General features: G+C 36.8%; 30 protein-coding genes. 21 read left to right on the forward strand and 9 right to left on the reverse strand.

The window, feature by feature from the left end; translation table 11 throughout:
- The first annotated feature begins 66 nt into the window (after nucleotides 1-66).
- Nucleotides 67-1,029, forward strand: coding sequence for an arsenic resistance protein (locus MKX47_RS20135; protein ID WP_263082611.1), 963 nt, complete (start codon nucleotides 67-69; stop codon nucleotides 1,027-1,029).
- A 39-nt stretch (nucleotides 1,030-1,068) separates the two neighbouring features.
- Here MKX47_RS20135 and MKX47_RS20140 read toward each other — a convergent pair whose 3' ends face one another.
- The 3 genes from MKX47_RS20140 to MKX47_RS20150 all read right to left on the reverse strand — a co-directional run bounded on the left by MKX47_RS20140 (nucleotide 1,069) and on the right by MKX47_RS20150 (nucleotide 3,671).
- On the reverse strand, nucleotides 1,069-2,466 hold the full coding sequence (locus MKX47_RS20140; protein ID WP_340778016.1) for an NAD(P)-binding domain-containing protein: 1,398 nt from the start codon (nucleotides 2,464-2,466) through the stop codon (nucleotides 1,069-1,071).
- A gap of 68 nt (nucleotides 2,467-2,534) precedes the next feature.
- The gene (locus MKX47_RS20145) at nucleotides 2,535-2,981 is read right to left on the reverse strand and encodes a MarR family winged helix-turn-helix transcriptional regulator (RefSeq protein ID WP_263082528.1); all 447 of its coding nucleotides are present in this window, start codon (nucleotides 2,979-2,981) and stop codon (nucleotides 2,535-2,537) included.
- Nucleotides 2,982-3,125: 144 nt separating this feature from the next.
- Nucleotides 3,126-3,671, reverse strand: coding sequence for a recombinase family protein (locus MKX47_RS20150; RefSeq protein WP_263082529.1), 546 nt, complete (start codon nucleotides 3,669-3,671; stop codon nucleotides 3,126-3,128).
- A 95-nt stretch (nucleotides 3,672-3,766) separates the two neighbouring features.
- Here MKX47_RS20150 and MKX47_RS20155 point away from each other — a divergent pair, with 95 nt between their 5' ends.
- From MKX47_RS20155 to MKX47_RS20175, 5 genes are all read left to right on the forward strand, one after another.
- A complete protein-coding gene (locus MKX47_RS20155) occupies nucleotides 3,767-5,194 on the forward strand; it encodes a SulP family inorganic anion transporter (RefSeq protein ID WP_396631724.1) in 1,428 nt (475 codons plus the stop codon).
- 13 nt (nucleotides 5,195-5,207) lie between these two features.
- Nucleotides 5,208-5,621, forward strand: coding sequence for a universal stress protein (locus MKX47_RS20160; RefSeq protein WP_263082530.1), 414 nt, complete (start codon nucleotides 5,208-5,210; stop codon nucleotides 5,619-5,621).
- A gap of 299 nt (nucleotides 5,622-5,920) precedes the next feature.
- Complete coding sequence (locus MKX47_RS20165) at nucleotides 5,921-6,265, forward strand: helix-turn-helix domain-containing protein (RefSeq protein WP_263082531.1); 345 nt, start codon at nucleotides 5,921-5,923, stop codon at nucleotides 6,263-6,265.
- 12 nt (nucleotides 6,266-6,277) lie between these two features.
- Nucleotides 6,278-7,096, forward strand: a complete 819-nt coding sequence (locus MKX47_RS20170; RefSeq protein ID WP_263082532.1) for an ImmA/IrrE family metallo-endopeptidase — start codon at nucleotides 6,278-6,280, stop codon at nucleotides 7,094-7,096.
- Complete coding sequence (locus MKX47_RS20175) at nucleotides 7,089-7,691, forward strand: hypothetical protein (protein WP_263082533.1); 603 nt, start codon at nucleotides 7,089-7,091, stop codon at nucleotides 7,689-7,691. Before MKX47_RS20170 ends, MKX47_RS20175 begins: the two co-directional genes overlap by 8 nt.
- Before the next feature lie 171 nt (nucleotides 7,692-7,862).
- On the opposite strand, the gene MKX47_RS20180 is transcribed toward MKX47_RS20175, so the two are convergent.
- Nucleotides 7,863-8,144, reverse strand: a complete 282-nt coding sequence (locus MKX47_RS20180; protein ID WP_340778027.1) for an AbrB/MazE/SpoVT family DNA-binding domain-containing protein — start codon at nucleotides 8,142-8,144, stop codon at nucleotides 7,863-7,865.
- Nucleotides 8,145-8,572: 428 nt separating this feature from the next.
- On the opposite strand from MKX47_RS20180, the gene MKX47_RS20185 reads away from it, so the two are divergent.
- Nucleotides 8,573-9,478: a tyrosine-type recombinase/integrase gene (locus MKX47_RS20185; protein ID WP_340778029.1), complete on the forward strand. Its 906-nt coding sequence runs from the start codon at nucleotides 8,573-8,575 to the stop codon at nucleotides 9,476-9,478.
- A 78-nt stretch (nucleotides 9,479-9,556) separates the two neighbouring features.
- Here the strand turns inward: MKX47_RS20185 and MKX47_RS20190 are convergent, their stop codons facing one another.
- Genes MKX47_RS20190 through MKX47_RS20205 form a run of 4 tightly spaced genes read right to left on the reverse strand, consistent with a single transcriptional unit; the run spans nucleotide 9,557 to nucleotide 13,465 of the window.
- On the reverse strand, nucleotides 9,557-10,384 hold the full coding sequence (locus MKX47_RS20190; RefSeq protein WP_340778032.1) for a hypothetical protein: 828 nt from the start codon (nucleotides 10,382-10,384) through the stop codon (nucleotides 9,557-9,559).
- On the reverse strand, nucleotides 10,368-12,245 hold the full coding sequence (locus MKX47_RS20195) for a DUF2326 domain-containing protein (RefSeq protein ID WP_340778036.1): 1,878 nt from the start codon (nucleotides 12,243-12,245) through the stop codon (nucleotides 10,368-10,370). Before MKX47_RS20195 ends, MKX47_RS20190 begins: the two co-directional genes overlap by 17 nt.
- A complete protein-coding gene (locus MKX47_RS20200) occupies nucleotides 12,238-12,744 on the reverse strand; it encodes a hypothetical protein (protein ID WP_340778039.1) in 507 nt (168 codons plus the stop codon). The genes MKX47_RS20195 and MKX47_RS20200 overlap by 8 nt, the downstream gene beginning before the upstream one ends.
- Nucleotides 12,745-12,757: 13 nt before the next feature.
- On the reverse strand, nucleotides 12,758-13,465 hold the full coding sequence (locus tag MKX47_RS20205; RefSeq protein WP_340778042.1) for a hypothetical protein: 708 nt from the start codon (nucleotides 13,463-13,465) through the stop codon (nucleotides 12,758-12,760).
- Between the two features lie 429 nt (nucleotides 13,466-13,894).
- Between MKX47_RS20205 and MKX47_RS20210 the strand changes: the two genes are divergently transcribed.
- The 8 genes from MKX47_RS20210 to MKX47_RS20245 all read left to right on the forward strand — a co-directional run bounded on the left by MKX47_RS20210 (nucleotide 13,895) and on the right by MKX47_RS20245 (nucleotide 21,633).
- Nucleotides 13,895-14,221 carry a helix-turn-helix transcriptional regulator gene (locus tag MKX47_RS20210; RefSeq protein ID WP_340778043.1) on the forward strand — a complete coding sequence of 109 codons (327 nt, stop codon included), beginning with the start codon at nucleotides 13,895-13,897 and terminating at the stop codon, nucleotides 14,219-14,221.
- 14 nt (nucleotides 14,222-14,235) lie between these two features.
- Nucleotides 14,236-15,030, forward strand: a complete 795-nt coding sequence (locus tag MKX47_RS20215; RefSeq protein WP_340778045.1) for an ImmA/IrrE family metallo-endopeptidase — start codon at nucleotides 14,236-14,238, stop codon at nucleotides 15,028-15,030.
- A gap of 13 nt (nucleotides 15,031-15,043) precedes the next feature.
- On the forward strand, nucleotides 15,044-15,697 hold the full coding sequence (locus MKX47_RS20220; RefSeq protein WP_340778047.1) for a hypothetical protein: 654 nt from the start codon (nucleotides 15,044-15,046) through the stop codon (nucleotides 15,695-15,697).
- A 616-nt stretch (nucleotides 15,698-16,313) separates the two neighbouring features.
- Nucleotides 16,314-17,432 carry an AAA family ATPase gene (locus tag MKX47_RS20225; RefSeq protein ID WP_340778049.1) on the forward strand — a complete coding sequence of 373 codons (1,119 nt, stop codon included), beginning with the start codon at nucleotides 16,314-16,316 and terminating at the stop codon, nucleotides 17,430-17,432.
- Nucleotides 17,433-17,469: 37 nt separating this feature from the next.
- Nucleotides 17,470-17,892: a hypothetical protein gene (locus MKX47_RS20230; RefSeq protein ID WP_340778052.1), complete on the forward strand. Its 423-nt coding sequence runs from the start codon at nucleotides 17,470-17,472 to the stop codon at nucleotides 17,890-17,892.
- A 21-nt stretch (nucleotides 17,893-17,913) separates the two neighbouring features.
- Entirely contained in the window at nucleotides 17,914-19,254 is a 1,341-nt protein-coding gene (locus MKX47_RS20235; RefSeq protein WP_340778053.1) for a vWA domain-containing protein, read from the forward strand.
- A gap of 308 nt (nucleotides 19,255-19,562) precedes the next feature.
- On the forward strand, nucleotides 19,563-20,921 hold the full coding sequence (locus MKX47_RS20240) for an AAA family ATPase (RefSeq protein WP_340778056.1): 1,359 nt from the start codon (nucleotides 19,563-19,565) through the stop codon (nucleotides 20,919-20,921).
- Nucleotides 20,914-21,633, forward strand: a complete 720-nt coding sequence (locus tag MKX47_RS20245; RefSeq protein WP_340778059.1) for a hypothetical protein — start codon at nucleotides 20,914-20,916, stop codon at nucleotides 21,631-21,633. The genes MKX47_RS20240 and MKX47_RS20245 overlap by 8 nt, the downstream gene beginning before the upstream one ends.
- A gap of 116 nt (nucleotides 21,634-21,749) precedes the next feature.
- Here MKX47_RS20245 and MKX47_RS20250 read toward each other — a convergent pair whose 3' ends face one another.
- Nucleotides 21,750-22,211, reverse strand: a complete 462-nt coding sequence (locus tag MKX47_RS20250) for a helix-turn-helix domain-containing protein (protein ID WP_340778061.1) — start codon at nucleotides 22,209-22,211, stop codon at nucleotides 21,750-21,752.
- A gap of 230 nt (nucleotides 22,212-22,441) precedes the next feature.
- Between MKX47_RS20250 and MKX47_RS20255 the strand changes: the two genes are divergently transcribed.
- From MKX47_RS20255 to MKX47_RS20280, 6 genes are all read left to right on the forward strand, one after another.
- Nucleotides 22,442-23,068, forward strand: a complete 627-nt coding sequence (locus MKX47_RS20255) for a hypothetical protein (RefSeq protein ID WP_340778063.1) — start codon at nucleotides 22,442-22,444, stop codon at nucleotides 23,066-23,068.
- 132 nt (nucleotides 23,069-23,200) lie between these two features.
- Nucleotides 23,201-23,503 (forward strand): hypothetical protein, encoded by a 303-nt coding sequence (locus MKX47_RS20260; RefSeq protein ID WP_340778065.1) that lies wholly within the window; start codon nucleotides 23,201-23,203, stop codon nucleotides 23,501-23,503.
- A 34-nt stretch (nucleotides 23,504-23,537) separates the two neighbouring features.
- Nucleotides 23,538-23,762 carry a hypothetical protein gene (locus tag MKX47_RS20265; RefSeq protein ID WP_340778067.1) on the forward strand — a complete coding sequence of 75 codons (225 nt, stop codon included), beginning with the start codon at nucleotides 23,538-23,540 and terminating at the stop codon, nucleotides 23,760-23,762.
- A gap of 21 nt (nucleotides 23,763-23,783) precedes the next feature.
- Entirely contained in the window at nucleotides 23,784-24,806 is a 1,023-nt protein-coding gene (locus tag MKX47_RS20270) for a conjugal transfer protein (RefSeq protein ID WP_340778238.1), read from the forward strand.
- Nucleotides 24,807-24,868: 62 nt separating this feature from the next.
- On the forward strand, nucleotides 24,869-25,090 hold the full coding sequence (locus tag MKX47_RS20275; protein ID WP_263082555.1) for a TcpD family membrane protein: 222 nt from the start codon (nucleotides 24,869-24,871) through the stop codon (nucleotides 25,088-25,090).
- 11 nt (nucleotides 25,091-25,101) lie between these two features.
- Nucleotides 25,102-25,707 carry a TcpE family conjugal transfer membrane protein gene (locus tag MKX47_RS20280; RefSeq protein ID WP_340778071.1) on the forward strand — a complete coding sequence of 202 codons (606 nt, stop codon included), beginning with the start codon at nucleotides 25,102-25,104 and terminating at the stop codon, nucleotides 25,705-25,707.
- The last annotated feature ends 1 nt before the right edge of the window (nucleotide 25,708 follow it).

A 25,708-nucleotide genomic window follows, 5' to 3' on the forward strand; every position in this document is an offset into this window, starting at 1 on the left:
GAGAGGTGGCTATTTCAATCTTTCTTTGTTGCAGTGAATTTAATTATTTTTGAAGGGGATTTTACAATGCTTTCAAGAGAAAAACTAGAAAATAATCAAGTATTCGTCTATATCTTTACTTTACTTATCGCTGTAGGCTTTGGATTACTGGCACCTAATAGTTCAAGTATGCTTGATGTGACAATTTCGGTTGTCATTGGTTTATTAATGTACAGTATGTTTTCACAAATTCCTTTTATGTCACTAAAGGATTCGCTTTCTAATCGTCGCTTTATGATAGCGCTTTGTATTGTAAATTATATAGCGGTACCAATAGTTGTATGGCTATTAGCATTATTTTTACCAGAGTATTCACCACTATTATTAGGGGTATACCTTGTGCTGCTAACACCATGTATTGATTATGTGATTGTCTTTACAGCATTAGGGCGAGGGAATGAAAAAGCGATGCTCATTGCGACACCGATTTTATTTATTACCCAAATGCTACTGTTACCCATTTATTTATGGTTATTTATTGGGGAGGAAGCATCGAAGTTGATAGAAGTGACACCCTTTGTCGAAGCATTTTTAGGATTAATTGTGTTACCGTTAGGGGTTGCAATTGGTATTCAGTTACTAGCGAAGAAGAAGAAATTCGGGAATCAACTGCTAGAAATCTCAGCATGGCTACCTGTTCCGTTTATGGCCCTTACACTTTTTGTTGTTGTGGCTTCACAAATCAATAAGTTAACAGATTCAGTTGAATGGATTGTAACAGTCATTCCTCTGTATATCGCATTTATGGTGATCATGCCTTTCATCTCTAAGTTAATTGGGCAGTGGATGAAACTTGACGTGAAAACAGGTCGTGCGTTAATCTTTAGCGGCTCGACACGAAATTCACTTGTGGTCTTGCCATTTGCTTTAGCTTTACCGAGCGAGGTGAGCACAATTGTTGCAGCAATTATTGTGACCCAAACGATTGTCGAAATAATAGGTGAGCTCCTATACATACGTTTGATTCCAAATGTCGTTTTACGTGATTAATAAAAATACCCCCTTGAAAGTGGCTTCAAGGGGGTATTTTTAACAGCAATTTGAAGTGCTATTACTATTTAAATCTAAACTACATACACCCGTTTCCGGTAGGTCTAGCTCTACTTTACGAGCAGCTTCAATATCACCTGTAAGGTACGCAACCACAGAACGAACTTGCTCATAGCCAGTCGCCATTAAGAAGGTTGGCGCACGCCCGTAGCTTTTCATACCGACAATATAAAAGCCAGTTTCAGGGTGACGTAATTCGAGCTCGCCATGTGGACGAACCGTACCACAGCTATGCTCGTTTGGATCAATCAGGGGTGCTAATGCTTCGATACTTTCAACGGCCCCATCAATCGATAAGCGAATTTCTTTTAGGAACGAGAAGTCTGGACGACTACCTGTATTCGCAATGATTTCATCTACTTCTGGAAGGCGTTGTTCACCCGTTACGCCTTCACCTTTAATGATGATACCAGCTGATGTTTGTTTAAGTTCCTCGATATAGAATGGGGTAAAGACCTTTACTTTACCATTATCAACTAATGTATGAATGCGACTGCCTAATTCGCCACGAGCAGCAAGTGCATCCTTTTCTTCACCACCATACGCATCTTCTACACGTTTTTTACGTAAAATCCATGTAATTTCAACGTCCTCAAGCTTCTCTAACTCTAAAATCGTATTAATAGCTGAGTGTCCACCACCGATAACAGCGATGCGTTTGCCTGTGTAGCGTTCTTTTAATGCTTCAACATTTGGAATGCCATAAAAGATTTTGTCAGTAAGCTTTTGTTCAGCTGATGTCCACACGTTGTCAGCGTGAACAGGATTCGGAGTTGCCCACGTACCCGTCGCATCGATGACAGCACTTGCAAGAATACGCTTTGTTTCACCATTTTGTTCTGTATAAAGTACAAACGGAGCAGATTCACGATTTGCAGACTTCATTTTATCATGATTTTTTTTACTAATGCCTACAACTGTTGTATTAAACGAAATAAATGGTTTGATCTCAGGTAAATTGGCTAGTGGCTGTAAATACGCCTCACGAATTTCTTGACCTGTTGGTAGGAGGTCTTCTTCTGGCATCGTCCAACTAGATTTCAGTAGTAATTGTTTAGCAGCTTTGTCAACATTGTATTGCCATGGTGAAAATAGACGAACGTGCTGCCAAGATTTAATGTTTTCAGCAACCTCAGCGCCCTTTTCAAGCACAATGAATGCTTCATTTGCTAATGAAAGGTGAGCAGCAGCAGCTAAACCGACTGGACCCGCTCCAAGGATCGCAACAGGATACGATTTATTTAATTTAAAAGGTGTTTCTTTAGGAAGTGACTCTTTTTGTGTATCTTCTACAGGCCCACAGCAAGAAGTAGTTGGCTCAGGTGCAGGTGCACAACAGCTTATATTTTGCGTTTTAATTGTTAATGGTATATTCATTTTAAATTCCTCCTAAAATACTTGTATTTTGCAACTATATGATAAATAAAAAGCAAGAGAATTCTTGCTTAGAAAATCGGGGTACAACATACCGTCGATTTAGACATGGCTTCATTTAGAAGCTGAATTGACCGAAGGACCGTTTCTTTTTCAAAATCATTCATATGAGAGAACACTTCTTCTAAATAGGCGTTCATCGATTCATCGATTGAAGTAGCGATGAACTTTCCTTGTGTTGTCAAATCTAAAATAGACACTCGTTTATCTTGTTCAGAGGCTGTTTTTTTCACTAAATCCATTTTAATTAACGTTTGAATTTGTCTGCTGAATGTTGTAATGTCCATAGCTAACGTTTCTGCAATTTGTTGCATGGAAGGTGTATGTTGTTTATCAATTTCGTATAAAATATGGCTCTGTACAGTAGAAATTTCAAAGCTACCAACAGAACAACAATTTTTATTAAGTAAGCCAAATCGTCTTGTTAGTATATGAAAGATCTCACGTTTGTTTTCCATGGAATCACCTCTCTTTATAAGTAAAACAAAAATAGTTGTAAAATGCAAGTAATGAATAGTGTTTTTAAAACCTATATTTATTTGAGTATGAAATAAAATGTAAAAAAGAACGCATCCACGTTGGTATCCGTTCTTTTTGTTAAGTTACGATTCTAATGCTTCTAAATAGCGATAAAGTGTCGATTTACTAATGCCTGTTTCATTTTTAATATCAAGTAATGTAAACTTGCCCGATTGATACATTTCAATGGCTTTTTTGACGTTGTCATCAGATTTTTTAGGGCGTCCAAATGATTTTCCCTTTGCTTTGGCTTCAGCCATGCCTAGTGTTGTAGACTGTTTCACGATATCACTTTGGAAAGAGATAAAAAATGCAAGTATTTGTTCAAGTGATGTTTCAAGGATTTGAGTTGACGTCATATTTTCTTCTAAAAAGTGCAGAACGACTTTGTCACGTTTACAAATTTTTAAAAGCTCCTCTAAATGCTTAGTTGTATCTGCAATGCTAAAAAAGCAAAGTACTTGAATCGTATCGCCAGCCTTTATTTCCATAAGTAATTCTTCTAAAGCCGTGCGTTTCTTTGCTCGGCCATGAGCCTCAGTGAAAACACGATCACATTTCAGTAGTGCTTCTGTTTGTTTTTGCATATTTTCATCGTTATATAATGGTCGTTGATAGCCGTAAATCATATTTTTCACTCCATTTTAGTTTCATAAAGGTTCCTTTTTAGGAAAAGTGTGCTATGATATTCAAGGATTTTATTTTAGATAAGAAGGTGAATATCATGCAAAGTTTACAGCAACAATGGTTTGGTAACGTGCGAGGGGACATCTTGTCAGGGATTGTCGTCGCCTTAGCACTGATACCAGAAGCTATTGCCTTTTCCATTATTGCCGGTGTGGACCCAATGGTTGGTCTTTATGCATCTTTTTCAATTGCTGTTATTATAGCATTTGTTGGGGGAAGACCGGGAATGATTTCTGCTGCAACGGGTGCAATGGCTTTAGTCATTGTCGATTTAGTAGCAGATCATGGCTTACAGTATTTATTAGCTGCAACGATTTTAACAGGGATACTTCAAGTGTTATTCGGCGTGTTTGGTATCGCGAAGTTAATGCGTTTTATCCCAAATGCCGTTATGATTGGTTTTGTGAATGCACTAGCAATCTTAATTTTTATGGCACAGGTACCACATTTTCTAGAAGAGGGAACGCTAACATATATTTTTATAGCAATCACACTGGTCATTGTTTATGTCGTGCCCCGTTATGTTAAAGCGATTCCAGCTCCTTTGATTGCGATTGTATTATTAACAGCTGTCGCAATTATGATGAATTTAGAAATGAAAACGATTGGTGATTTAGGGTCGATTACACAAAGCTTACCGAGCTTCTTTATACCAGACGTACCATTTAACTTTGAAACATTAGCCATTATTTTCCCTTACGCATTAGCACTTGCGTTAGTTGGCTTAATGGAATCACTGATGACAGCTCAAATTGTAGACGATATGACGGATACGAAGTCAAATAAAAATCAAGAAGCTCGTGGACAAGGGATTGCCAATGTTGTAACAGGCTTCTTTGGTGGGATGGCTGGTTGTGCGATGATTGGTCAATCGATTATTAACGTCAAATCTGGTGGACGAGGTCGTTTATCTTCACTTGTTGCCGGGATCTTCTTAATGTTCTTAATTTTAGTGCTTGGAAACGTGGTTATTGATATTCCAATGCCTGTATTAGTCGGTATTATGATCATGGTAAGTATCGGTACGTTTGATTGGGGTTCATTTAAATACGTGGCAAAAGCACCTCGAACAGATGCCATTGTGATGCTTGTAACAGTTGCAGCAGTAGTCTATACACATAATCTAGCGATTGGTGTAGTACTCGGCGTCATCTTAAGTGCCTTATTCTTCGTAGCATCCATTTCAAAGGTTCGCATTCAACAGAATAACGGTGTGTTTATAGTGGAAGGACCTTTATTCTTCGCATCGACACAAAACTTTATTCAAACGATTGAGGAAGCGAAAGAAACGAACGTGACGATTGATTTATCAAGTAGCCATTTATGGGACGAATCAGCGGTAGGCGCTGTTGTGAAGGTCGTTACTAAGCTAGAAGAGCAAGGGAAAACAGTTCAAGTGATTGGAATGAATCCTGCTAGTGAAAAAATCTATAAACAATTACTTGGCATGAGTAGTGCACATTAAAGGGGGATTATGGATGTATCAACACATTTTATTAGCCGTCGACGGTTCTGACAATGCTGTACGTGCGGCAAAGGAAGCGGTAAAGATTGCTTCAAATGATTCATTAATTGAAATGGTGTATGTCGCTGATTTCGACAAAGCGAAAACGGAAATGTTACATGCAGGGTCTAGTGAAAGTTTACTGCTAGAACGTAAACGTAAAATAGCACCTGTTGAGGAAGTGCTACGAGCAGCTGACAAGCACTTTAAATTAACAATCTTGCATGGCACACCGGGTCCTGAAATCGTGAAGTATGCTAATGAAAATAAAGTAGATATCGTGGTGATCGGTAGCCGAGGGTTAAATGGCTTACAAGAGATGGTTCTGGGTAGCGTAAGTCATAAAGTGATGAAACGTGTACAATGCCCTGCATTAATTGTGAAATAAACAGATATAAGTTAAAGGTACATGAATACCTTTGTGAGAGCAGCATGATTTTTAATCATGCTGCTTTTTAGATATTCCGTTATCGGAGGAAAGGTCTATCTAACAATTAAACGCCAAAGATAATTTCAGATTTCTACAATTATAAACTAGGTTTAATTATTATGATGTAATGATTAGAAATACAATAAAATAAACGAAATGGATATTTTATCACTAAAAAATAAATGATAATTAATAAAACGTGTATTTTTCGTGGTAATTGCATATAATAGAAGAACAGATAGGAAAGGATGATTTATATGAAATCATTATACGTTGTTATTGGAGAACGCATTCAAAACTATTTAGTTCAATTAAAAATATCTCAAAAAGAGTTTGCTGAGCAAATTAATGTATCACCTCAAGTAATGAATAAGATTATTCAAGGTAAAAAAGCAATTAATGCAATAGAAATTCAACAAATTGCGAATGCTCTTTCCATTTCAACAAATGACCTTGTTGGCGAGGTGCAGCCGAATGAGCCGATTACAGATCCTGTACTCTTCATGGTGGGCAAAACAGAAAACGAGCAAACAAAAGAAAAGTTACGTTTTTTAGACCATGTAATGGATCAAATGCTTCGTATCGAAGAAATTGCGAAGTAAGGAGATAAAATGATGAACGAATTAACAATAGAGGATATTAAGCTTCTTGACCAACGTGTGAATGAACAACTGGGTCGATTACAATTAACAAACCAAATTGTAAGGGAACAAGTTTTTCGTATTTTGCAAAATGAAACAACGTTTATGCAATATCCAATCGAAGACGATGAGCTGTGTGCATTTGTTTGTCAAAAGCAAGGGCGCCTCTTTTCTTATATTAATAGCTATATACCGCATGATAAGCAAATTTTCGCAGCAGCACATGAGCTGTACCATATTTGGTATGAAGAACAACGACTAAATGAAGTCGAAGTCTTAATGAATCAAACGCTTGAAGAAGAGCCAGCAGAGCGAAGTGAGAAAATGGCGAATCGCTTTGCAGCCATGTTTCTTGTACCGGAGCTTGTGTTACGCCAGCAATTAAGTGCCTTGCAAATTGACCGTGAAACAATCGCCTTAAAGGATATTGTGAAGTTAATCCCTATCTTCCAAGTTCCTTATAAAACGGTCGTCCTGCGTCTTTTTGAAATTGGATTCATTCGTGAAAAACAGTGCCAGCAATTTTTAACGATTCCAGACCGTGATGCGACGCAAGGTGTGGTGTATCAAATGAAGATTTCTCAACTGCCATTAGATTCACAGCAACGCTCAAATATCATTATGCTCGATGGCTATATTGAACATGTGGTTGAAGCGTATAATGATGAAAAAATCTCCTATACGGAGTTAAGAGAGTATTTAGCATTAGCGAATCAAACGCCAGGTGATTTTGGCTATCCAGAAATGACAGCAGATGATTTTGCGATGTTATTAGAGGACTGCGATGATTAAATGGGAGAAGGCCTTATTAGATGCAGATTTTTCATTTAAGCTCGGGCAATTGACGAATATGAATGTTATTGAAGACTATGTGGGTGAATTAGTCGGGACAATTTATATGCACCGCCATATTTACGAGCGAGAAATTTTAACGCCACGTAGTGTAAAAGAGCAAATTGATCGGTTAATTACGAAAGGAAAAGCAGAAATTGTTGATTTAAGTACACTGCCTTCACCACTTGAAAAATCACTGTATCATGAGATGGTTACCTTGCTAAAAGCAGCAGATGTTGAAACGAAGGAACTCGGTAAGAACTGGGGCGAAACGGTATCACTGGCTTACGCAAAGGTCAGTGGTATCCCGTATTTTTTATCAGATGAAAAAAGCTTGCAAGCACTAGCAGATGAATATTTGAATACAGATGCGCAACATAGTATTACAATTATTCGCTTAAAAGATTTCATTCTCGCTTTAAAAGAAGCAGGATATAAACGAAAAGAATGCCAAATGCTTTGGCTTGTTGCGAACTTTGACCCGTCACGGAAAGAACAAAGTCGTGATTGGGCGAAGAAAGTATTTAGTGAAGAATTATGGCCACTAGATTGAATGAAAAATTCGTCTTTCATCGTGAGAGACGAATTTTTCTATTTTAGAAGGCTTGTGAGACAAATTGAGTAAGGTAATTGTCCGTTGAACGTAATTTCAGGAAGCCTCAGCAAGCTTTACACATTCTAAATACCCATCACTTAATATGAGTTTCTTCTATTATATATAGTGTTATAAATACGGTTTCTCACCGTTCAGTACCTGCTGCTTTACTTCTTTAAACTTGGCTACCAGTTCTTCGCCATTAAAACCAGCTGCGATTAGTTCTTCTAATAAGTTCTCCGCAAAGTCTTCATCCACTTTGAAAACCGGTTTAATCACTAACTGACCCTCATGTAATTCAATTGTTACTTCCTCACCAATATTTAGCGTGTCATAGTATTCTTTCGGGATCACTAAATGACGCTGCGCCGAAACTTTGATGGTTTTACTTTTAATTAGTTCATTATTCATTAATTATCAGTCCTTATTTTTAAGTTATGGATAGTTATCTATTATTCATTATAACCTATTAATAATTTTTCATACATCATTTACTGATTAATGAGTATAAATATTAAATAATAATTACTTATAAATTAGTTATAATCAAAAAATGAACAATGCTTCAAAGACAAAAAAGATTCCTTTTTAGACGTTGATAAATTATACTAATAATAAGCATAAAATTGATGAATTAGCATATTTATCAATTAATAAATAAACATATTAAAATATTAATACATAAAGTAATTTATTATTTTAAATATTTATTAATTAAAATATAAGTATATTAGTTATATTATTAGTTTATATAATAAAATGTAAACGTATTAATAAATTAAAAAATAAAAGTATTAAACAATTAATATATTAATTTATTACGGAGGAGGAAGTGCGAGATGTTAGGAGCAGAAAATCCGAAAATCATTCGGTTGAACACCTTAGCCACGAATCAGAAGGTCAATGCATCGATTGAAGCGGTACTTGAGCAAAAAAAGAAGATGTATCAGCCCGACTTTGATCAATTCGTTCGTTTTTGTGAGGAAGAAGGACGTGAGCTTAATTTTGACGCACTTGAAAAATATTTACATCATTCTATCACCGAGCAACGTGTGAAGTATTCGACCTTTAATCGTCGTGCAGCTGGGGTACAGTTCTTCCTTAAAGATGTACTGGGCTTAAAGCAAACAGAGGATGAAAAGAAACGAATACAGATTATCCGTCAGTTATACAATACAGAGGAATACCTACGCCTGAAGCCGATGCGTGGTGTGCGAGCAGAGAAACAGGACGAGGTACTTGCCCTTATTAATAAGTACGATACAAGTAAGCGAGCAGATATCCGCAAGCGTGCCATTTGCTTTGTGAATCTCATTACGGCCAATCGTCCATCAGAAATGGTACGACTAAAGGTCAGTGATTTTGATTTAGAGAATAAGACAGTATGGGTCATGTTAAAAAAGCAGGGCGATATGAAGGAGAAACGGCTAACGCTAGACTGTGTGCTTGCGGTGAAAAAATACATTGAAACATCAGGGCTAGCACCAGATGATTACTTCGTGGGGGCAGCAGATAAGTGGGGCAATTATAAAAATCGTATGATCACCGAACGCAGCTACAACCGGCTCATTCATGATTGGCTAGGCTTTGCACCTTACACGCTACGCAAAACGCAAATTACCCATATGCACCGAAAAAAAGCAGACTTAGCCACAATCGCCAAGCAATCGGGGCATAAGTCGCTACAAACAATCACCCAACATTATTTAGAAGTGGATAATGCGGATGTGGAGGAGTATTTGTGATTAGTTAGGTAAAGTACTCCGTATTATAGATAAAGTGTATAATAGCTTGAAATTTCTATTTATCAAATTGTTACTAGGTTAATTACGCCATGGATATAAAGTATTAAGAGTTGATGTTTTATCGTTGATGTAATTCTCTACCCAGTCAATTCCCGTGGATATACATTGTTCAAGAGTAATATCAGTATATTTAAAAGTCTTGATAAATTTAAAATCCATATCATAATCTCCTTGCATCCAAGTATCACCACAGTTCTCTTTTTGTAGCCAAATAGCTGGTAAGCGATTAAATACACAAATTTTAGCTTCATCAATTTGTCCAGCTGCTTCAGACTTTTCAATTAGAATAAATCGAGAAATAGCAGCGTATGCAAGCATCTTTTCTTCATTAGAAATAGAGTCTATCTCGGGTTGCATTTTAATAAGAATTGTTTGGTAACCTTTTTGTTCAATAATTTTTGCGATATTTTTTAAATGTGTCATACATTCGTCAGGAGAATCTTTACCTAGGATTAAAACTGTATTCTTTTTACAAGATTGAAGCCATGTATTTAAATCTTGAGAAGAAATTGGTTTATGAGTATTTTGTATTTTAGAAACTTTACTTTGAACAAGATCTTCGGTAATAACAAATTTTAAATGGCTAAATTCACGTGCAAAGCTAGGTCTATAAAATTGTTCCGATTGAAGTAATAATAAGAATTTTGAAGAAAGATCTTGTTGTAATATTGTTTCAACAAGATTTACACAATTGTTTTTTTTAGGCAAGTAAGGCGTATAAATAGTATCTTTATCAATACCTAATTGTCTTATAATACTCAAAATCTCTGTGTCGGAATACTTTGAATTTAAAAAATTTATGGTTTTGTCTTGATCTTCGTAGGATAATTTAAAAAGTGAATCCAAATAATTTTCCTCCTTCATTTCCACTTTCTAATTGTAAAATAATGTGCTGTTCAAGCACTTCTTCAGGTTTATAAATTGTAGTGATAATATATTGGAAATCTACAATGCCTTTGTTTTGTAATTCAGATTCTTCAAGTTTGAGAATATACGTGAAGATTCTATAATATACATCTAAATCTATGTCATTTACGTTTGGAGAGTCATGTATTAAAAATCTTGGGTGATATGTTGAATTAGTAAGGCTTAATTCTAATAAAGCTAAATCAAAGGCAATAACCTTAACGTTTTGTGCAGCTGCGCCACTATCAATATTATTTTCAGAATCTAAGTACGCTACATCAACTTCAATATTATTGGCTTTAGGACTAAATTTAAGAATACCTTGGCGGGTGTTGTTATATAAGTGTCTAACAACATTATCATATATTATTTTTAATTTTGACTTGTTATCTTCAATTTCTAAGTTAGCATTATCTATTTTTTCTTTTATTGTTTGTTTAGTTTTTACATGTGACTTCATATTATTACTATAATCTTTTATATCTTCTTGGATACTTTTCAAATACAGTACATCAGCATGCTGTTGTTTTAGAGTGTTTAAAATGTTTTCTTTGGTATCTAGTTCTAAAACTAAATCTTTTGTATATGTATTTAATTTTTCTAGAAGGGTTAATCTATTGCGATTTTCTGCTATCAAATTAACTTTGTCATAATGAATACTAGTTCTTAAATCATCTATTGCAGTAGTCAAGTCACTAATTTCATTACTTAAGATTTCTTTAATCAATAAAGATGCAGTGGATTTTTCTTCATATTTCTCTTGTGTCATATTATTTAAATCAAAATCTTGTAAACATGTAGGACATTTTTTAGAATTAAGTTCTTTAAAAAAATTTTCAGCTGTTATGAATAGGTTTAATGAGTCTAATTCTTTATAAATATCATTGATTGTGGCTTGATAATTTAATATTCTAGATTCATTAAAATCGATATCAGAGTTTAGTTTGGATATATTAATTTCAATTAAATCGAGCTGTTTTCGAATTAAACTTTCTTCATTGTTTCGGGTTAATAGTCGCTCTTTAATTAACTTTATTTCGTTAGAAAGAGTTTCAAATTCACTTTCATAGTTTAAGAGATGTTCTTCAAAATTTATCGTCAATTCTTTCTTTTTTAAATATCTAGTTAAAGTATTTAAATCTTGAGACGCTTGTTTTCTTTTTTCTTCAGCTTTATTAAATTGTTGTTCTAAGACTAGTTTTTTATGTGTGCTTAAACCTGAAAAAAATTCAGTACGGAGTCTAGAAAATGGTTGCCCTTCGCTCATACCTAAAGGTTGATAGATATTAGAAAAACCATCTAGTTGATTTCTTATTAATAAAGGTAGATAGCCTCTTAAAGAAATAATTTTTTCATCATTAATATAATTTTCTTTTTGAAGCAAAGATTCTTCAATGAATTCTTTGTAATCCTCCAAGGAAGGGCCTCTTATATATGAGACACTATCATTTTTAGTAAGTCTCTCCTTTACCCAACCCTTATAAATAAAGTTTTCATCATTATTTATTAGATTTCGGCATAGAGTGAAATTAGTTTCATTTATAGTTATTTCCATCAATAAATAATGATTATTTAGTTTTTGTCGAGCTCTAGTTTGCTTCTTTTGAAAGAAATTAGTACTACCTAATCCATAATCAATTAGTCGAATAAAAGTTGATTTACCTAAACTGTTACGAGGGCCATCATCTTCATCGACTATTACTTTCTCTGCAAAAACAACATTTAGTCCTCTGCGTAATGTAACATCAGCTTTACCTTTTATAGGTAGTGTACCAATATAATTTATGTATAATTTAACCATTATTAATCTCACCTGCTATTTTATTAATCATATAATTGAGTTCATTAATGTTGTAAGCCTGAATAATTATTGTGGCTACCTTAACTTTTGATGTCATAATACTATTTGAATTTTCTAGTTGATGAGTTATCTGTTCCAGATAGTTGGTATTTAAGGTAATCAAGTCCTGTTTAATATTAAGAAGTGAATATGATAACAGATGTTTAAAACCATTCTTAAATCTAACATTATACTTTTCAGATAATAAGGGCATTAATAATATGTCTAAATTAAACATTTCATACTCATTAAAGAGGTACAGATTTTCTATCTGGGAATCGCTACGTCCTAATATTTGTATCGAAACTTTAGGAAATCTATACAGATAAAAGGCTATTGCTAATTGTTCAACAGAACAAGCTTTTAGATTATAAAGTAAATTCATTAAAATATAACCATTAAGCTCAGGGCTATCCTCGATTTCATATAATTTATGTTCATAATTAAAATCTCTGGTCATATCATATACCTCATTATTCGTTAAATATCAGACATTGAGCTGTTGTTCCGAAGATTATCCCATAAAGATAATTGATTGTATTTTTATTTATCTGATTTTGGGATAGAGATCCATAGAGTCTATCTAACAACACGCTTAGCCTTTTTTCGGCTGGAAATTGTTCAACTGGGTAATCTGCTAAGACTTCTTGATATAATTGGCTAACTTTGAGATCAATTTCATGATAAGAATGAAATCCTAACTTTTGTGCTTTTCTTTGTAAAACAGAGTTGTCATTTTTATAAATAATTGCTGTTTTTCTAGTTGAAGGTTTAAATTTAGCTTTAAATTTTAATTTAGCTTTAAACTCAAGATGGTGAAAAAATTTATTATCATAAGTTTGAGTATCTTGAGTGGTTTCTAATGAATGTAATAAATCTCTATACAACAGCCCAAAGTCATAAGCCAAATGGTTATCAAAAAGTGTGGAGACAGACTTCGAATTATAGGTTTTAAAAAGATTATTATCTATTTCATTTTCAAGATTATAATGAATACCTAGTTGATTAGCCTTAGTTACTAATGCCTCTGCTTTTTGTAGATTAGTAAATTGACTGGAAAATATATCGAGTGGTGCAACACCAATAGACCTTGCAAGACTATTAAATTGAGTGTCGTTTAGGTTAAGGCTCACAAGTCTTTTAATTAATACCTCTTCAGCTTGTGGAGTTAGGTTTGTCATTTACATCCCTCAAATATTTCAATTTTGTTTTTAAATCGACATACGTTAATTTATTGTAACATATAAACTTTTTTAGTTGAAATTGTAATTAATTGAAATGTTAATGCTACTTAAAATGAAATGAAAGAACGTTAAAATACTATAGATAGTGATTAAAAATAACTATTAGAGGTATCACGAAAGGACTCTTAATTTAAATAATTTAGTAAGATAAATATATTATTTTTAGAAGTGGTCTGTATTTGGTCGGCGGTCTGTTTTAATCTATAGGATAGATAACAAACGTAATATTCAAGCTTATATTAGTTTACTTATAAGCCGAAGGGACATGGGTCTATTCGGTATTTTTTATACATGAAATCGTACAAAATTAAAATCGGGAAGTATATTTTGTACGAAATATGGTATACTAAAATTGAGGTGAAAGAGATGGATTTCAAACATACAGCAACAGTGATTCTTGAATGGATGCAGGAAAATCAAGTGTCTAAGACGAAAATGGCGGACATGGTTGGGATTAGTGAAGGGTTACTGCGTGCTATTTTAAAGGGCGATCGTCGGATTACGTCAGATCGTTTAACGAAATTTGCAGAAGTAACAAACATCCCTCGTGCCACACTTTTAGGCTTATCTGAAAAGGAACTGTTTGCGGGCTATAGTGTCATTCCACGTGGTGGAACGGAGTTGTCGGTGGCAAATAAGCACCAAATTCAACAGGTCGCGATGCTGTTAAACGCATACGAAACCTTTAAATAAGCGGGGTTGAATCAATGGACCAATTATTACAACAAGTCGAACGCTTAGCGGAAGATTATTATAAAAAGTATATATCAGATAAAACATCGCTCGTCATTGCGGATGTACTAGAGGATATTATCATCCAGCAAGGTATTGAAGTCATTTATATACGGCTGCCAAAGCTAGATGAAGAAAGTCGTTTATTAAATGGGATGTTTTTAAAACATGTGGACTCAAGCGTGCAGCCCAAAATCGTGATTAATCAGCTCGATTCGGCACGAACGCAACATTTCACACTCGCACATGAATGGTTCCATTACATTTTAGAATCGGAGGACTTAAAGAAATATGATATCCATATTTCTTCAAATGATGTATTGGAGCGTGCAGGTGATTACTTTGCAGCGACCATTTTAATGAATAAAGATGCATTTATTTCATATTTTGAAATCATTGGCGGGCAAGCAATTGAAAAGAAAATTTATAAGCTAGCGGATATTTTCAAAGTGCCCTATGTGAGTGTTGTTCGCCGTATAAAAGAGTTAGGGCTCTGGGATGTGACAGCGTATGCGAATTTTACAGAAGAACAATTTATACAGTTACGTGAAGATTTACTGGGCGAGTCGCTTTTAGATACGGCACCAAAGCGCAAACAGTTTGAGCAGTTTCAGGAAAAGGTGATTGTGCGTGAGGCAGCAGGTACATTACCAAGTATTGAGGCAGCGAAAATTTTAGCGGATTTGAATCCAGCCTTAGCACAAACGTATTATGAAAAGTCTGCCAGTGCACAGGACATCGATGCACTGTGGGATGAATTAGACGAGTAATGGAGGGAATCGAATGAAGGACATCATACTGCCGATTCCCTCTAGCTGCTTTATCGATGCGAATATTATTTTCTATATTGAAAAGCTCAAATCCAAGGGTGACTTTATCAATATCATTGAACAAGTGTATGAGCGTATTTATATTCATGAGGAAGTGTATAAAGAGCTGAGTCATGCAAGTCAAAGCTTTGTTGATATGAAATGCGAGGAGCAAAAATGGGTACGTTTAGAGCCACTGCAAACATTTAAAGACATTTACGTAGATTATCAGCAAGCACTGAATATGGTACAAGCTAAGCTTATTGAGGTAGACAAGCGTCGCGGCAAAGAAGGCAGCGCCGGTACAGGGGAAATTGCCTCTTTAGCAGCTGCGTATTTATTAAATGCAGAAATTATTTGTAGCAATGATTATTCGATTGAAATCGTAATTCATGAGGTGCCACTACATATTTTTAAGGACGGGGACGATGAGCAAGAGCCCATCTTTATTAAGCACCATCGATTACTTGATTTTTGTGAGCTCGTTGTAAAAGGACAAGCATTGCCAAGAAAAGATGTAAGGAAATTCTATCAGATTGCGAATATAGAATTGAAAACGACTAATCCAGAGAGATTTAAAGAGTTGTTAGCTGAGTTTGACGAACGGATACCAGCTGAGGGTAATTAAAAAGGTAATTTTTTTCTTGTTAGGTCATAAAATGATACAATCACAATAATACCTCTAAATTGTAGGCTCACGTATAGGTGAGGAGATACTACAATGAAGGATAAAGTTATTAAATTTATAGCAGCTCTTTTGCTGACAGGAATTATTATGTTACATGTATGGGCAGAGTATATAGATAATTGGATCCACAAAAAATGATAGTTACCAATGATTGAAAAGCTTTTGTATTGATTTAAAATTATTGTGAAAATAAGTGAGTAGATTTAGGGGGGGGCCGGCCTGTTAAAGTTTTTAACAGGGCTGAGCTTACCCTTATTTTAATTAATTACATAATAAAGTACAGAAATGACGTAAAAGCACTATATATTGATAATTATTTGATTGTTTTTTATAATAGTGTTAATTAATCAATCCACTACACTAAGTAGCAGCTGAAAGATCTCCCACGAGAAGATTCAGTGATAAACGCAACACCCACGCCTTTAGGGCAAAAAAATAAATAGTACTCACGCTTATTTTGGCGTGCCTGTAAGTCGAATGGACATTTTGTCTGTTCGGCTTTTTTTGCGTTTAAAAACGGATGGTTAATTAAAAAAATGAAAAGGAGCGGATATAAATGGGCAATGTCACGGAGATTAAAGACTATTTAAATGCACAGTTCTTGGAGCGTGAAGCGGAGGTTGAGGCAATCTTAACAGCAGTCCTTGCGAAGCAGCATACGCTACTCATTGGACCAGCAGGCACTGGGAAGTCAGCGCTCGCGAGTGAGCTGCATCGTTGTATTGATGGGCTTTCTTACTTCCAGTGGTTACTGACGAAGTTCTCGACGCCTGAAGAGGTATTTGGTCCACTGTCACTAGCGGGGCTTGAGCGTGATGAGTATGTGCGAAATATAGAAGGGAAGTTGCCAACCGTGCATCTGGCGTTTCTTGATGAAATTTTTAAGTCAAACAGTGCAGTATTAAATGCATTACTGACACTCATTAATGAACGCATTTTTTATAACGGGGGCGATGTACTAGAGGCACCATTGATGACGGTTATTGGTGCGTCAAATGAGTATCCTGAAAGTGAGGGGCTAGAAGCGTTGTTTGACAGGTTCCTACTGCGTATGGAAACGCGTTATATTCAGTCGGATCAAACGTTTTTAAAGCTACTAGCGCCAAGTAAAAAGTTAATTGTGCCGAAAATGACCTTAGAAGAGCTTGAAGATGAGCAATTTGCGGTGAGCTTAATTGATATTCCACGTCACGTACTTGAAAAGTTAGTCGTGGTGCGTGGGGACTTAAAAAATGAAGGGGTGCAGGCATCGGATCGTCGTTATAAGCAGAGTTTACCGATTTTACAAGCTCGTGCGTATTTACAGGGACGTGCAGAGGTAAGGCTATCGGATTTACTGCTTTTACAGCATGCCCTGTGGGAAACACCTGAGCAGCAGGGGCTCGTAAAGGATGTACTCGAGAGTCATTGTCTACTAAAAAGTGAACAGGAATTGCAGAAGTTAGCGTCGGTGTACCAAACGCTTCACCAGAAATACGGCGTTATGGGTACATTGAATGTAACAGACGAGGAAATTGCAGAAGGTAATATGCAGCTAAAAGAGGTGACGCAGCGAGTTGCGGCACTGATGAAAAGTAATCCTGAAATTGAAACAGAGTCACAGCAGCTACTTACAGACATTCAAGCGTTTCAAGCGAGTCTGGCTGCTGCCACATTAGACATTGAAGGGGTGTAACAGCCCCTTTTTTTTTACTTGAAAGGGAGTGACATACATGGAATTTTCAACAGTTGAAAAAATGGCGGAGCTGACAAAGAGCCCCGTGCTAAAGGAAATAAGCTACAGGGCATCGGTTTTTAAGCAACATGTGTGGATTGGTGCAAACGGTGAATTTGATGTGACAGAAGAAGATGTTGAACGGGATATACAGCTTTTTATTCCTGTGTATTCATTTGTTTCGTTTATCATCCAGTTAATCGAGCTTAGAAAAGCATTTAAGGTAGCGTGTGTCTATACAAAGGAGCCTATGAATTATGGCGTTTGTGTCCCAGAGTTAGTTGAAACGGAAGGGTACACATTTAGCTACTACGATTCCTTTTATCAAAATGTGCTCTTTTCACATATGAAGGAAGCGAATGTTTTCATTTATTTAAGCGACTTTGAATACTACGCCAATTTATATGTAAAAAGAAGATAGGGATTAAAGGGAGGAAGCAGCATGAAACGTGAAACGGTACTCAATACGGATCTCTTTGATGATTATGCGTACGACAAAATTTATCAATCCTCAAAGAAACTACAAAGTATTACAAAAAAGCAGGAATACCCATACTTTCGGGCGTTGCAGCAGGATATGTGGAGTAGCTTGTATAAGGTGAACCCACAAATTGAAGCCGAAGTCGCCCCAGAGCTAGTCGGTAATCAAAGCTTAATGCAAAAGGTGATGACAGACGAGGCGTATAGCCAGGCGAAACCAAAAACGACATTAGATACGCTCACAGCAGCCATCTCGTCACTCCTATTTACGGAAAAAGTATCACAGTGGCTTGATGAAATGAAAGAAAGTGAGCCAGTGAAACAGGCATACGAGCATTTGCAGCAGGCATACGGTGAGGAAAAAGAGGAGGCGCTTGAGCAGCTTGCGACGGCCATTCAACAAGAGGCGGAGAATGGCACACCTAGCTTGAGTGGGATACCAGACGAATCAAAGCCGATTGAAGCCGGTGTGAAGGCACTCCTAGCAGGAAACGGGCATATGGACAGTAAAGTGCCACTAGCTGAAAAACTAGAGCTAGCAGAACTGTTAATGCAACATCCCAAGCTCTCACGCATCGCCAGTGAAATTGGTCGCTTTCAACTATTGTCAGGCGGTTTTCGAAAGAAACGTGTGGAAGAGGCACCCGGTGTGGCAGATATTACACTAGGTACAGAGCTTGAAAATGTGCTAAGTAGTGAGCTCGTCACGCTGCGTCATCCATTACTAAAGCGAGTGTTTCAAAAAAAGTTTGTTGAAGGAAATTTACTGACGTTTAAGCATGAAGGACAAGCAGCGGCAGGGCAGGGACCAATGGTGATTTGTATTGATGAATCTGGCTCGATGAATGGGTCTCAGGAGGAATCGAAAGCGTACTGCCTGTCACTTTTGTTAAAGGCAAAAAAGCAAAAGCGTGACGTCGCCATTATTCGTTTTGACGACCAAGTAGTAACGCATACGTATAAAAAAGGGCAAATTTCTGCAAGTGAGCTCGTACAGTTTGCGACAAGCTTTATGGGTGGTGGCACGAACTTTGAGCGACCTCTCACGGAAGCGATGCAGCAAATTCAGACGAGTCGCTTTCAAAAGGCAGATATTGTGTTTATTACAGACGGTGAAGCAGATGTAAGTGAAGCGTTTTTAACAAGATACCACGAGCTAAAAAAAGAACGTGGCTTTCATACGTATGGCATCTTGATTGGTATGCAAAATACGACGTCACTTGAGCGGTTTTGTGATGAAGTAATGAGTATTCAAAATTTAAAGGATAAAGGAGCGATACAAGTACTAAAGAAAATCAATTAACATATAAATATATAAATATATAAATATATAAATTTATTAATATATTAAATAATAAAATACTGTACAAGAAAAGACATGAAACGTTCAATGCATGTTTCATGTCTTTTTGTTTGATGAATCTATTCTGAGGCATAGGCTAGCACGTTCATTAACGATAAAGCAAGCTTGCTATGATGAATAAAATTACATAAAAAGCTTAAAATAGAATAGATACGACATAAATATAGAAATAAAGGCTCTATTTATTATATAATAAAATAAAAATCGGTATAATTTTTATCAAAAATCGTTTTTAAAGGATGATTAACGTGAACAACATCGTAAAAGTAAAGTCTTTTTACATTCATAATATAAAAAATGTGAAGCATGGGGAGATTTCAATTCCTGTTAGCTTTGAGGAACTGCACCAATCGAATTTGGTTGGTTTATATGGACAAAACGGATCGGGCAAGACAACGGTTGTTGAAGCTTTTAGCCTGCTAAAAATATTAATTAGTGGATGGATTCCTAAAAAGAATGTACCTGAAAGCTTAAAGCTACGTGAAAAGCATAAGGAGCTACTCAGCTTTGATCAGCCAACTGCTACATTAGAATTTGACTTTCTTGTTCAAAATACGTTTGGCCAGTACTTTGTAAACTATTTTGTGGAGCTTTCGTTGGGTGAGGAAGGGCTATTTGTTACGCAAGAAAGAATGAGCTATAAAGAAAATGAGAAAAATAAAAAGCCAAAGCTACTCATCCAAAAAAATCATGAGGATGTTCAAATTAGAACGAAAACATTAAGCATGTTCAATGAAGACACACGCGTAAAATTAAAAGTCGTGAATCAGCTGTCAAAGGAGCCCGAAACATCGTTTATATTCCACAAAGATGTGAAGGAGCTTTTGAAGGAGCAGTTAGAGCCAGTTGAATATGATTTAGTGCGTTGCTTAGCTGAGGAGTTTAACCGAGATTTACACATTGTGAATAATGAAAGCATCGGCTTACTCATGACAAAGATGATTATGCCGTTTAGTATTCATTTAGAAAAAAAGCGTGGTGCGATTCCGTATGATTTAGATGCGCCGGCATTATTGCCAGAAGTACTCTTTCATACATTACGCGATGTCATTGAACAAAGTAATAAAGTGTTAAAGGCGATTATTCCAGGGCTTGAGATTAAAATACACGAAATTAATAAGGAAACGAACGATGAAGGTGAACCGAGTGTACGCTTTGAATTTTTATCAAAGCGTGGGGATGTCGAACTGCCACTACGTACTGAGTCGGAAGGGATTTTAAAAATCATTTCGATTTTAAGTGTGCTAATTGCTACGTACAACAATCCGAATGCCTGTGTCGTTGTAGATGAAATTGATGCGGGTGTATTTGAATTTTTATTAGGTGAGCTTTTAGAGGTCATTAAAGAAGGTGGTCAAGGTCAGCTCATCTTCACATCACATAACCTGCGTATTTTAGAGGTGTTAACGCCAAAGGATTTATGGTTTACAACAGTAAATGAGGATAATCGCTACATCCAATTAAAAGGTATTAAAAAGATGAATAATATGCGAGACGTTTATTTACGAGCGATTCAGCTTGGTGGTCAAGAGGAAGAAATCTACCAAAAGACGAAGACGTTCCAAATTAAACGAGCATTCCGAAAAGCTGGTGTAAAAAATGACTAAAAAGGTTGTTTTAGTATTAGTAGAAGGGGAAGCGGAGGAAACGGTTTTAACGGAGTATTTAGAAGAAGTGTTTGGGGATCAAGAAGTATTTATTGATGTTCAAAATGGCGATGTATTGGCAGACTGGAATCAAGATAAAAACGTAAAAAATGCAATTGGTGATGTCATAAAGGCATACTTAAAGAAGACCAAATTTAGAGCATCTGATTTAAAATGGGTATTCCAAATTACCGATAGTGACGGTGTCTTTATTGCAAATGATCATGTAAAAGTAGATGAGCAAAAGGGGCTCTTTTACGATGAATCTGCTATTTTCGTAAGTGATATCCAGAAGAAAAGACAAATTGAGCAGCGAAATGAGAAAAAAGCGAAAAACATGAAAGTCTTGTCTACAACGAGTCACTTTAATTTAGAGCGTGTGAAAATACCGTATAACATTTATTATTTTTCTACTAATTTAGATCATGTGCTCTGGGATGAGCGAAATGAATTGCAGCATCAAAAAACAAGGAAGGCTGAACAATTTATTGAAACGCTTGAATGCACGTTAGAAGAGTTTCTTTGGACATACAGTGCCATCTCGCAAGACGAATTGACGGAGCAGGCCTATAAAGAAAGCTGGACCTACTTAAGTGAAGAGGTCAATTCCTTAAAGCGTGTAACGAACGTCACGCTGCTGTTTGAGCTAGCGAGAGAGCAGCAAAATAAATAAGTAACGATAATCACATCGCCGTTTAGGGTGGTGTGATTTTTCTTTAATGAATCCATTGATGATCGGATTAGAATAATAAATTAACCAATAAATATTTAAATTCATTAATATATTAATTAATTATTATTCTCTTGTTCCTTCAATTTCAAAATTTCCCATAACAGCCTTAGCTGCTGCACTTGATTCGCAGTTAAGTCTTCTAGCTCGTCCTCAATCCACTCACGCAGTGGCTCGTTTGTAATGTTATTTAACTTTTCCTTATAGAGCAGTTCATATTCATGGGCTCTTTCCATCGCGTGTAGATGCTCGGCGTTGTAGCGATTGTAGGCTTTATTGGTTAGCACAATGTCCTGCCAGCCGAGCAGTTCGTCAATGCCTTTATTATAGAGAGCACCGAGTTTAAGGAGATTATCAAGCGTGGGGATGCTGCGACCAGATTCATAGTAAGAATAGGCAGAGGGACTCATGCCTAAAAAGAAGGCAACGTCGAGCGTACGGATGCCTACATGCTGTCTTGATTCCTTTAGATTTTTACGCAAAGCAGCCTTCACCGCTTCAATATCTACAATCCCATTCATAGAAAACCTCCAACAAGTCAGAATATTGTAACAATAGTTTACAGGAGTTGCAGCCGTGTAACAAATATTAAAATTAAATAATAATTAATTTTCTGTGTACATTATTTGTTGACAGTAACTTTCGATTAATCTATAATTCAAAATTATCAAATTATTATTAAGTATTATGCGTTTTATTTTGGTTGGTAGGAGCTATAATTAACAATTAGTTAATAAAAGGGGTGAGAAGGATGGCATTTTATGCAGTTTGGGTTCAAACCGGTAAGGAGCAGGCAGTCACGGAGGAACTAATTTCACGTCGTATTCCAGGGCTTGAATCGATTTTTACGTTGGATCGCTTCACGGCTATTCTTCAAGGGTGCCCTTCTGAAGAGATAATTGAAGTGAATAGCTGTGACTACCTACAGATAGGTGAAATGCGTAAACTTATGCAAAGAATGCGTACGGCTGCATGTGATCAGGATGTGGATACACGTCAGTTGCTGCAAGGCTACCGTATGGCATTGCACGAATTAACGGAGGCGTTTCGTCAGCAGCGGGAAACAAGTACGTCGCTTTTACAGGGCTATGTTTTAATTGAGCTTGCTGAGGAGGAGCAGCTTTCGGCGGATACATGGCATTTAATTAAGGATATTCCGTATGTAATCGATATTCCTTCTGATTTAGCCATTCCAGAGGCGGAAATTGTGACGTTCTTTACGTACAATCCGTTTGTCTTTATTGCGTCATTTGCCAAGCGAATAGTAGGACCATTCATCCAAGAATCAATTAGTACCCGTTTTATGTCACAGGTGGAGAGTGTGCGTTTAGTGTGGAGTACAGCACTGCGTCAATTTATCCGAAAGCGGCTTGTCTGACGGTTGCTTAAGTCTCGCGGGGTGATTCGAATGGTCGGTCGGCTTCGTCACAGGCTATAGGAAAATTTCCTGAAAAGTTTCATATTCGGGGATGGCGGAGCACGGTCTAAATTTAATAGTGAGGTGGTTAGGATGCAAACACCCAAGTTCGCAGCTATCCATCAGTTTCGGCAGTTACTTTTACAGCAAGTAGCGTACCGACAACTGATGGATAGCTTTTATTTATTTCAAAAAGGCTATGCAAAATTAGAAGATATTGAACGCATGGCGGTGTATTTAAATCAGCAGCAGGTGCTTATTCCATCTACAGAGTGCATCGAGCAGCATGCTAGACAAATTCAAGCAGAGCTAGAGGTCATTGATCAGCAAGTTGCTTATTTACGGCAGTTTTTAATCGAATATGGTCTGGATGATAGTAATGCATTAATCAATTAGTATATTAATCAATTTATATAGAAAGGGTGAGGTTATGTTTAAAGGGTTGTTTCTATTTATCTTTGGGCTCATTGCCTTCATTTTTGTGGGCGTAATTTTACTCGAAACCTTCCCGACCTTACAGCCTGTGTGGAATGAATTTAAATCCCTTGTTGCTGTGACCTATAACGAGGTGAAGGTTGAATACGGGGCGTTAGCAGCGGGCGTCATTGCAATTGGACTTTTAGCACTGGCAGCAACGTCACTGAATAAACGGTAGGAGGTGAGAGACGTGAAGTGGATGAACAGGGCGAAAAAGCTGCCAACAGACGTCACACAGGCAGTACGTCAGGATTACGAGCTTGCAAAGGAACGAAAGAATATGAAAAAGGCACGCGTGAAGCCAAAGGGATATTGGTTAAGGAAACTAGGGGTAGCATTGTTTTGGCTAGCCTTTTTATGTGTGCTTTTAATCATCGGGAATAGCTTTTTCAAAACAGACGAGGTGACGAGTGAGGACAAGCAAGCACCAAGTATTGTAAAGGTAACGTCGATCGAAGCGACAGAATTTGCGAAACGGTTCACACGTGCGTATTTCACCTTTACCCCAGCGGATGATTTAGCAACGACACGTGAAAAAGCGTTGCAGCCATTTTTAGCAAGCAACGTCGAGGCATTTGCAGGGCTAGATGTACTTAGCTCACTGTATCAGTCGAGCGTAGTCGCAACAGAAATACTCGATGTAAAGCAGCTATCAGAGAGAACGTCACATATTACAGTAAAGGCAACGCAGCAGCTGACAGCGGTGAAAAAAGCAGGTGAACAAGGCATAACAGACATACCAAAAGAAGAGCAAACAACGGAAAACATCGTTCAATATCTCGTTGTGCCAGTCGGCTATGACGAGCAATTTTTCGTGTACGGCAATCCCATGTTTACGTATGTTGAGGAGCCAGATATTTCTTCCTCTGTGACGGTCGGCAATTTAAAGGAGGCACCGATTGAAGTGATGCAGGATATTCAAGCATTTTTACCAACCTTCTTTAAAGCGTACACAACAGATGAGCAGGAGCAGCTAAACTATTTACTTGAAACCGACAACCTTGCCATTAGCCTTCAGGAATCGATGATTTTTGAAGAGGTAAGAAGTACAAAAGCGTATGTGTTAGAAGAGGGCTGGCTTGTATTTGCAACGGTGAAGCTACTCGATCCAAAAACGAATATCCCAGTAGAAACAACGTATCAACTTGAAATTAAACAGGCTGCGACCAATCAATTAGTCGTTAGTGGCTTTAATAATTATGAGAGCTTAGAAGTGAATTAATCCATTAAAATATTAATCAATAAAACTATTAATATATTAACCAATTAAAGGAGCGTGAGAAGATGGATTTATCAACATTATTTGAATGGCTAAAGGAACAGGCAGGCTACGTACTGATGATTATTGGGATTATCATTATTTTAGTAACTGCTGCACAACGGCGCTGGACAGCAATGATCGGAGCAATTATTGCGATTGCGTTTATCGGGATTTTCGTACTGAATCCAGAAATCATCAAAACGATGTCAAATTGGTTAAACGACAAGGTGAATTTAGGCGGATAAGAGGTGAAAGCATGAACGGAAAAGAGCGTGTGTCGCTACTTGTATTAAATGACTATTTAAAGTTCGACCGAAAAATCTATCAGTTCATGGGCTTTTCCTTCGGTCGTGCCATTAAAGTAAAAACGATTGTGTATTTCTTTTTAGCATTAGCGGCGGAGCTACTGCTATTTTTTGTGCCTGGGGTATCAAGCTTTTTAAAAATGCTACCTGAGGTGTTTTTATTAATTGTTCCGTTTTCCATTGCCTATTTACTGTCAGACATTGCGACTGAGGGGCGTTCCTCTGTCCATTATTTTCGTTCTGTCGTGCAGTATGTGCTTAGATGGAATAAGCAGGTGACGTATTGCCGTGGGCGTGAGGTGACAAAGCCAAAGGTGTATCGCTTTAAGGAAATCATTTCTGTGCGTCATCAAGAGCTAGACCCGTACACGAAAATAAGAGCACAGGCAGTGGAAAAGGTCATGGCTAAACGCGAGCAAAAGGCGAAACGTAAGCAAGTAAAACTAGCACCACAGCCACAGGTACCAATGAGTCAGCCGACCGAGCAGCCAGCCTTAACACCATTAAAGGAAGAAAAGCAGCTGCTGTTAACGGTTCGTATGAAGGAAGGAGATTAGT

The organism is Solibacillus sp. FSL R7-0668 (assembly GCF_038006205.1).
In the GTDB taxonomy this organism is placed as follows: Bacteria; Bacillota; Bacilli; order Bacillales_A; family Planococcaceae; genus Solibacillus.

Bases quoted from the DNA above. Each gene is read 5' to 3' on its own strand.
- MKX47_RS20230 (WP_340778052.1), top strand. From the start codon at position 17,470: ATGGAATTTTCAACAGTTGAAAAAATGGCGGAGCTGACAAAGAGCCCC.
- MKX47_RS20265 (WP_340778067.1), top strand. From the start codon at position 23,538: ATGTTTAAAGGGTTGTTTCTATTTATCTTTGGGCTCATTGCCTTCATT.
- MKX47_RS20235 (WP_340778053.1), top strand. From the start codon at position 17,914: ATGAAACGTGAAACGGTACTCAATACGGATCTCTTTGATGATTATGCG.
- MKX47_RS20170 (WP_263082532.1), top strand. From the start codon at position 6,278: ATGAACGAATTAACAATAGAGGATATTAAGCTTCTTGACCAACGTGTG.
- MKX47_RS20145 (WP_263082528.1), bottom strand. From the start codon at position 2,981: ATGGAAAACAAACGTGAGATCTTTCATATACTAACAAGACGATTTGGC.
- MKX47_RS20185 (WP_340778029.1), top strand. From the start codon at position 8,573: ATGTTAGGAGCAGAAAATCCGAAAATCATTCGGTTGAACACCTTAGCC.
- MKX47_RS20135 (WP_263082611.1), top strand. From the start codon at position 67: ATGCTTTCAAGAGAAAAACTAGAAAATAATCAAGTATTCGTCTATATC.
- MKX47_RS20155 (WP_396631724.1), top strand. From the start codon at position 3,767: ATGCAAAGTTTACAGCAACAATGGTTTGGTAACGTGCGAGGGGACATC.
- MKX47_RS20180 (WP_340778027.1), bottom strand. From the start codon at position 8,144: ATGAATAATGAACTAATTAAAAGTAAAACCATCAAAGTTTCGGCGCAG.
- MKX47_RS20205 (WP_340778042.1), bottom strand. From the start codon at position 13,465: ATGACAAACCTAACTCCACAAGCTGAAGAGGTATTAATTAAAAGACTT.
- MKX47_RS20250 (WP_340778061.1), bottom strand. From the start codon at position 22,211: ATGAATGGGATTGTAGATATTGAAGCGGTGAAGGCTGCTTTGCGTAAA.
- MKX47_RS20260 (WP_340778065.1), top strand. From the start codon at position 23,201: ATGCAAACACCCAAGTTCGCAGCTATCCATCAGTTTCGGCAGTTACTT.
- MKX47_RS20225 (WP_340778049.1), top strand. From the start codon at position 16,314: ATGGGCAATGTCACGGAGATTAAAGACTATTTAAATGCACAGTTCTTG.
- MKX47_RS20255 (WP_340778063.1), top strand. From the start codon at position 22,442: ATGGCATTTTATGCAGTTTGGGTTCAAACCGGTAAGGAGCAGGCAGTC.
- MKX47_RS20160 (WP_263082530.1), top strand. From the start codon at position 5,208: ATGTATCAACACATTTTATTAGCCGTCGACGGTTCTGACAATGCTGTA.
- MKX47_RS20200 (WP_340778039.1), bottom strand. From the start codon at position 12,744: ATGACCAGAGATTTTAATTATGAACATAAATTATATGAAATCGAGGAT.
- MKX47_RS20245 (WP_340778059.1), top strand. From the start codon at position 20,914: ATGACTAAAAAGGTTGTTTTAGTATTAGTAGAAGGGGAAGCGGAGGAA.
- MKX47_RS20275 (WP_263082555.1), top strand. From the start codon at position 24,869: ATGGATTTATCAACATTATTTGAATGGCTAAAGGAACAGGCAGGCTAC.
- MKX47_RS20270 (WP_340778238.1), top strand. From the start codon at position 23,784: ATGAACAGGGCGAAAAAGCTGCCAACAGACGTCACACAGGCAGTACGT.
- MKX47_RS20215 (WP_340778045.1), top strand. From the start codon at position 14,236: ATGGACCAATTATTACAACAAGTCGAACGCTTAGCGGAAGATTATTAT.
- MKX47_RS20220 (WP_340778047.1), top strand. From the start codon at position 15,044: ATGAAGGACATCATACTGCCGATTCCCTCTAGCTGCTTTATCGATGCG.
- MKX47_RS20165 (WP_263082531.1), top strand. From the start codon at position 5,921: ATGAAATCATTATACGTTGTTATTGGAGAACGCATTCAAAACTATTTA.
- MKX47_RS20175 (WP_263082533.1), top strand. From the start codon at position 7,089: ATGATTAAATGGGAGAAGGCCTTATTAGATGCAGATTTTTCATTTAAG.
- MKX47_RS20195 (WP_340778036.1), bottom strand. From the start codon at position 12,245: ATGGTTAAATTATACATAAATTATATTGGTACACTACCTATAAAAGGT.
- MKX47_RS20280 (WP_340778071.1), top strand. From the start codon at position 25,102: ATGAACGGAAAAGAGCGTGTGTCGCTACTTGTATTAAATGACTATTTA.
- MKX47_RS20210 (WP_340778043.1), top strand. From the start codon at position 13,895: ATGGATTTCAAACATACAGCAACAGTGATTCTTGAATGGATGCAGGAA.
- MKX47_RS20140 (WP_340778016.1), bottom strand. From the start codon at position 2,466: ATGAATATACCATTAACAATTAAAACGCAAAATATAAGCTGTTGTGCA.
- MKX47_RS20150 (WP_263082529.1), bottom strand. From the start codon at position 3,671: ATGATTTACGGCTATCAACGACCATTATATAACGATGAAAATATGCAA.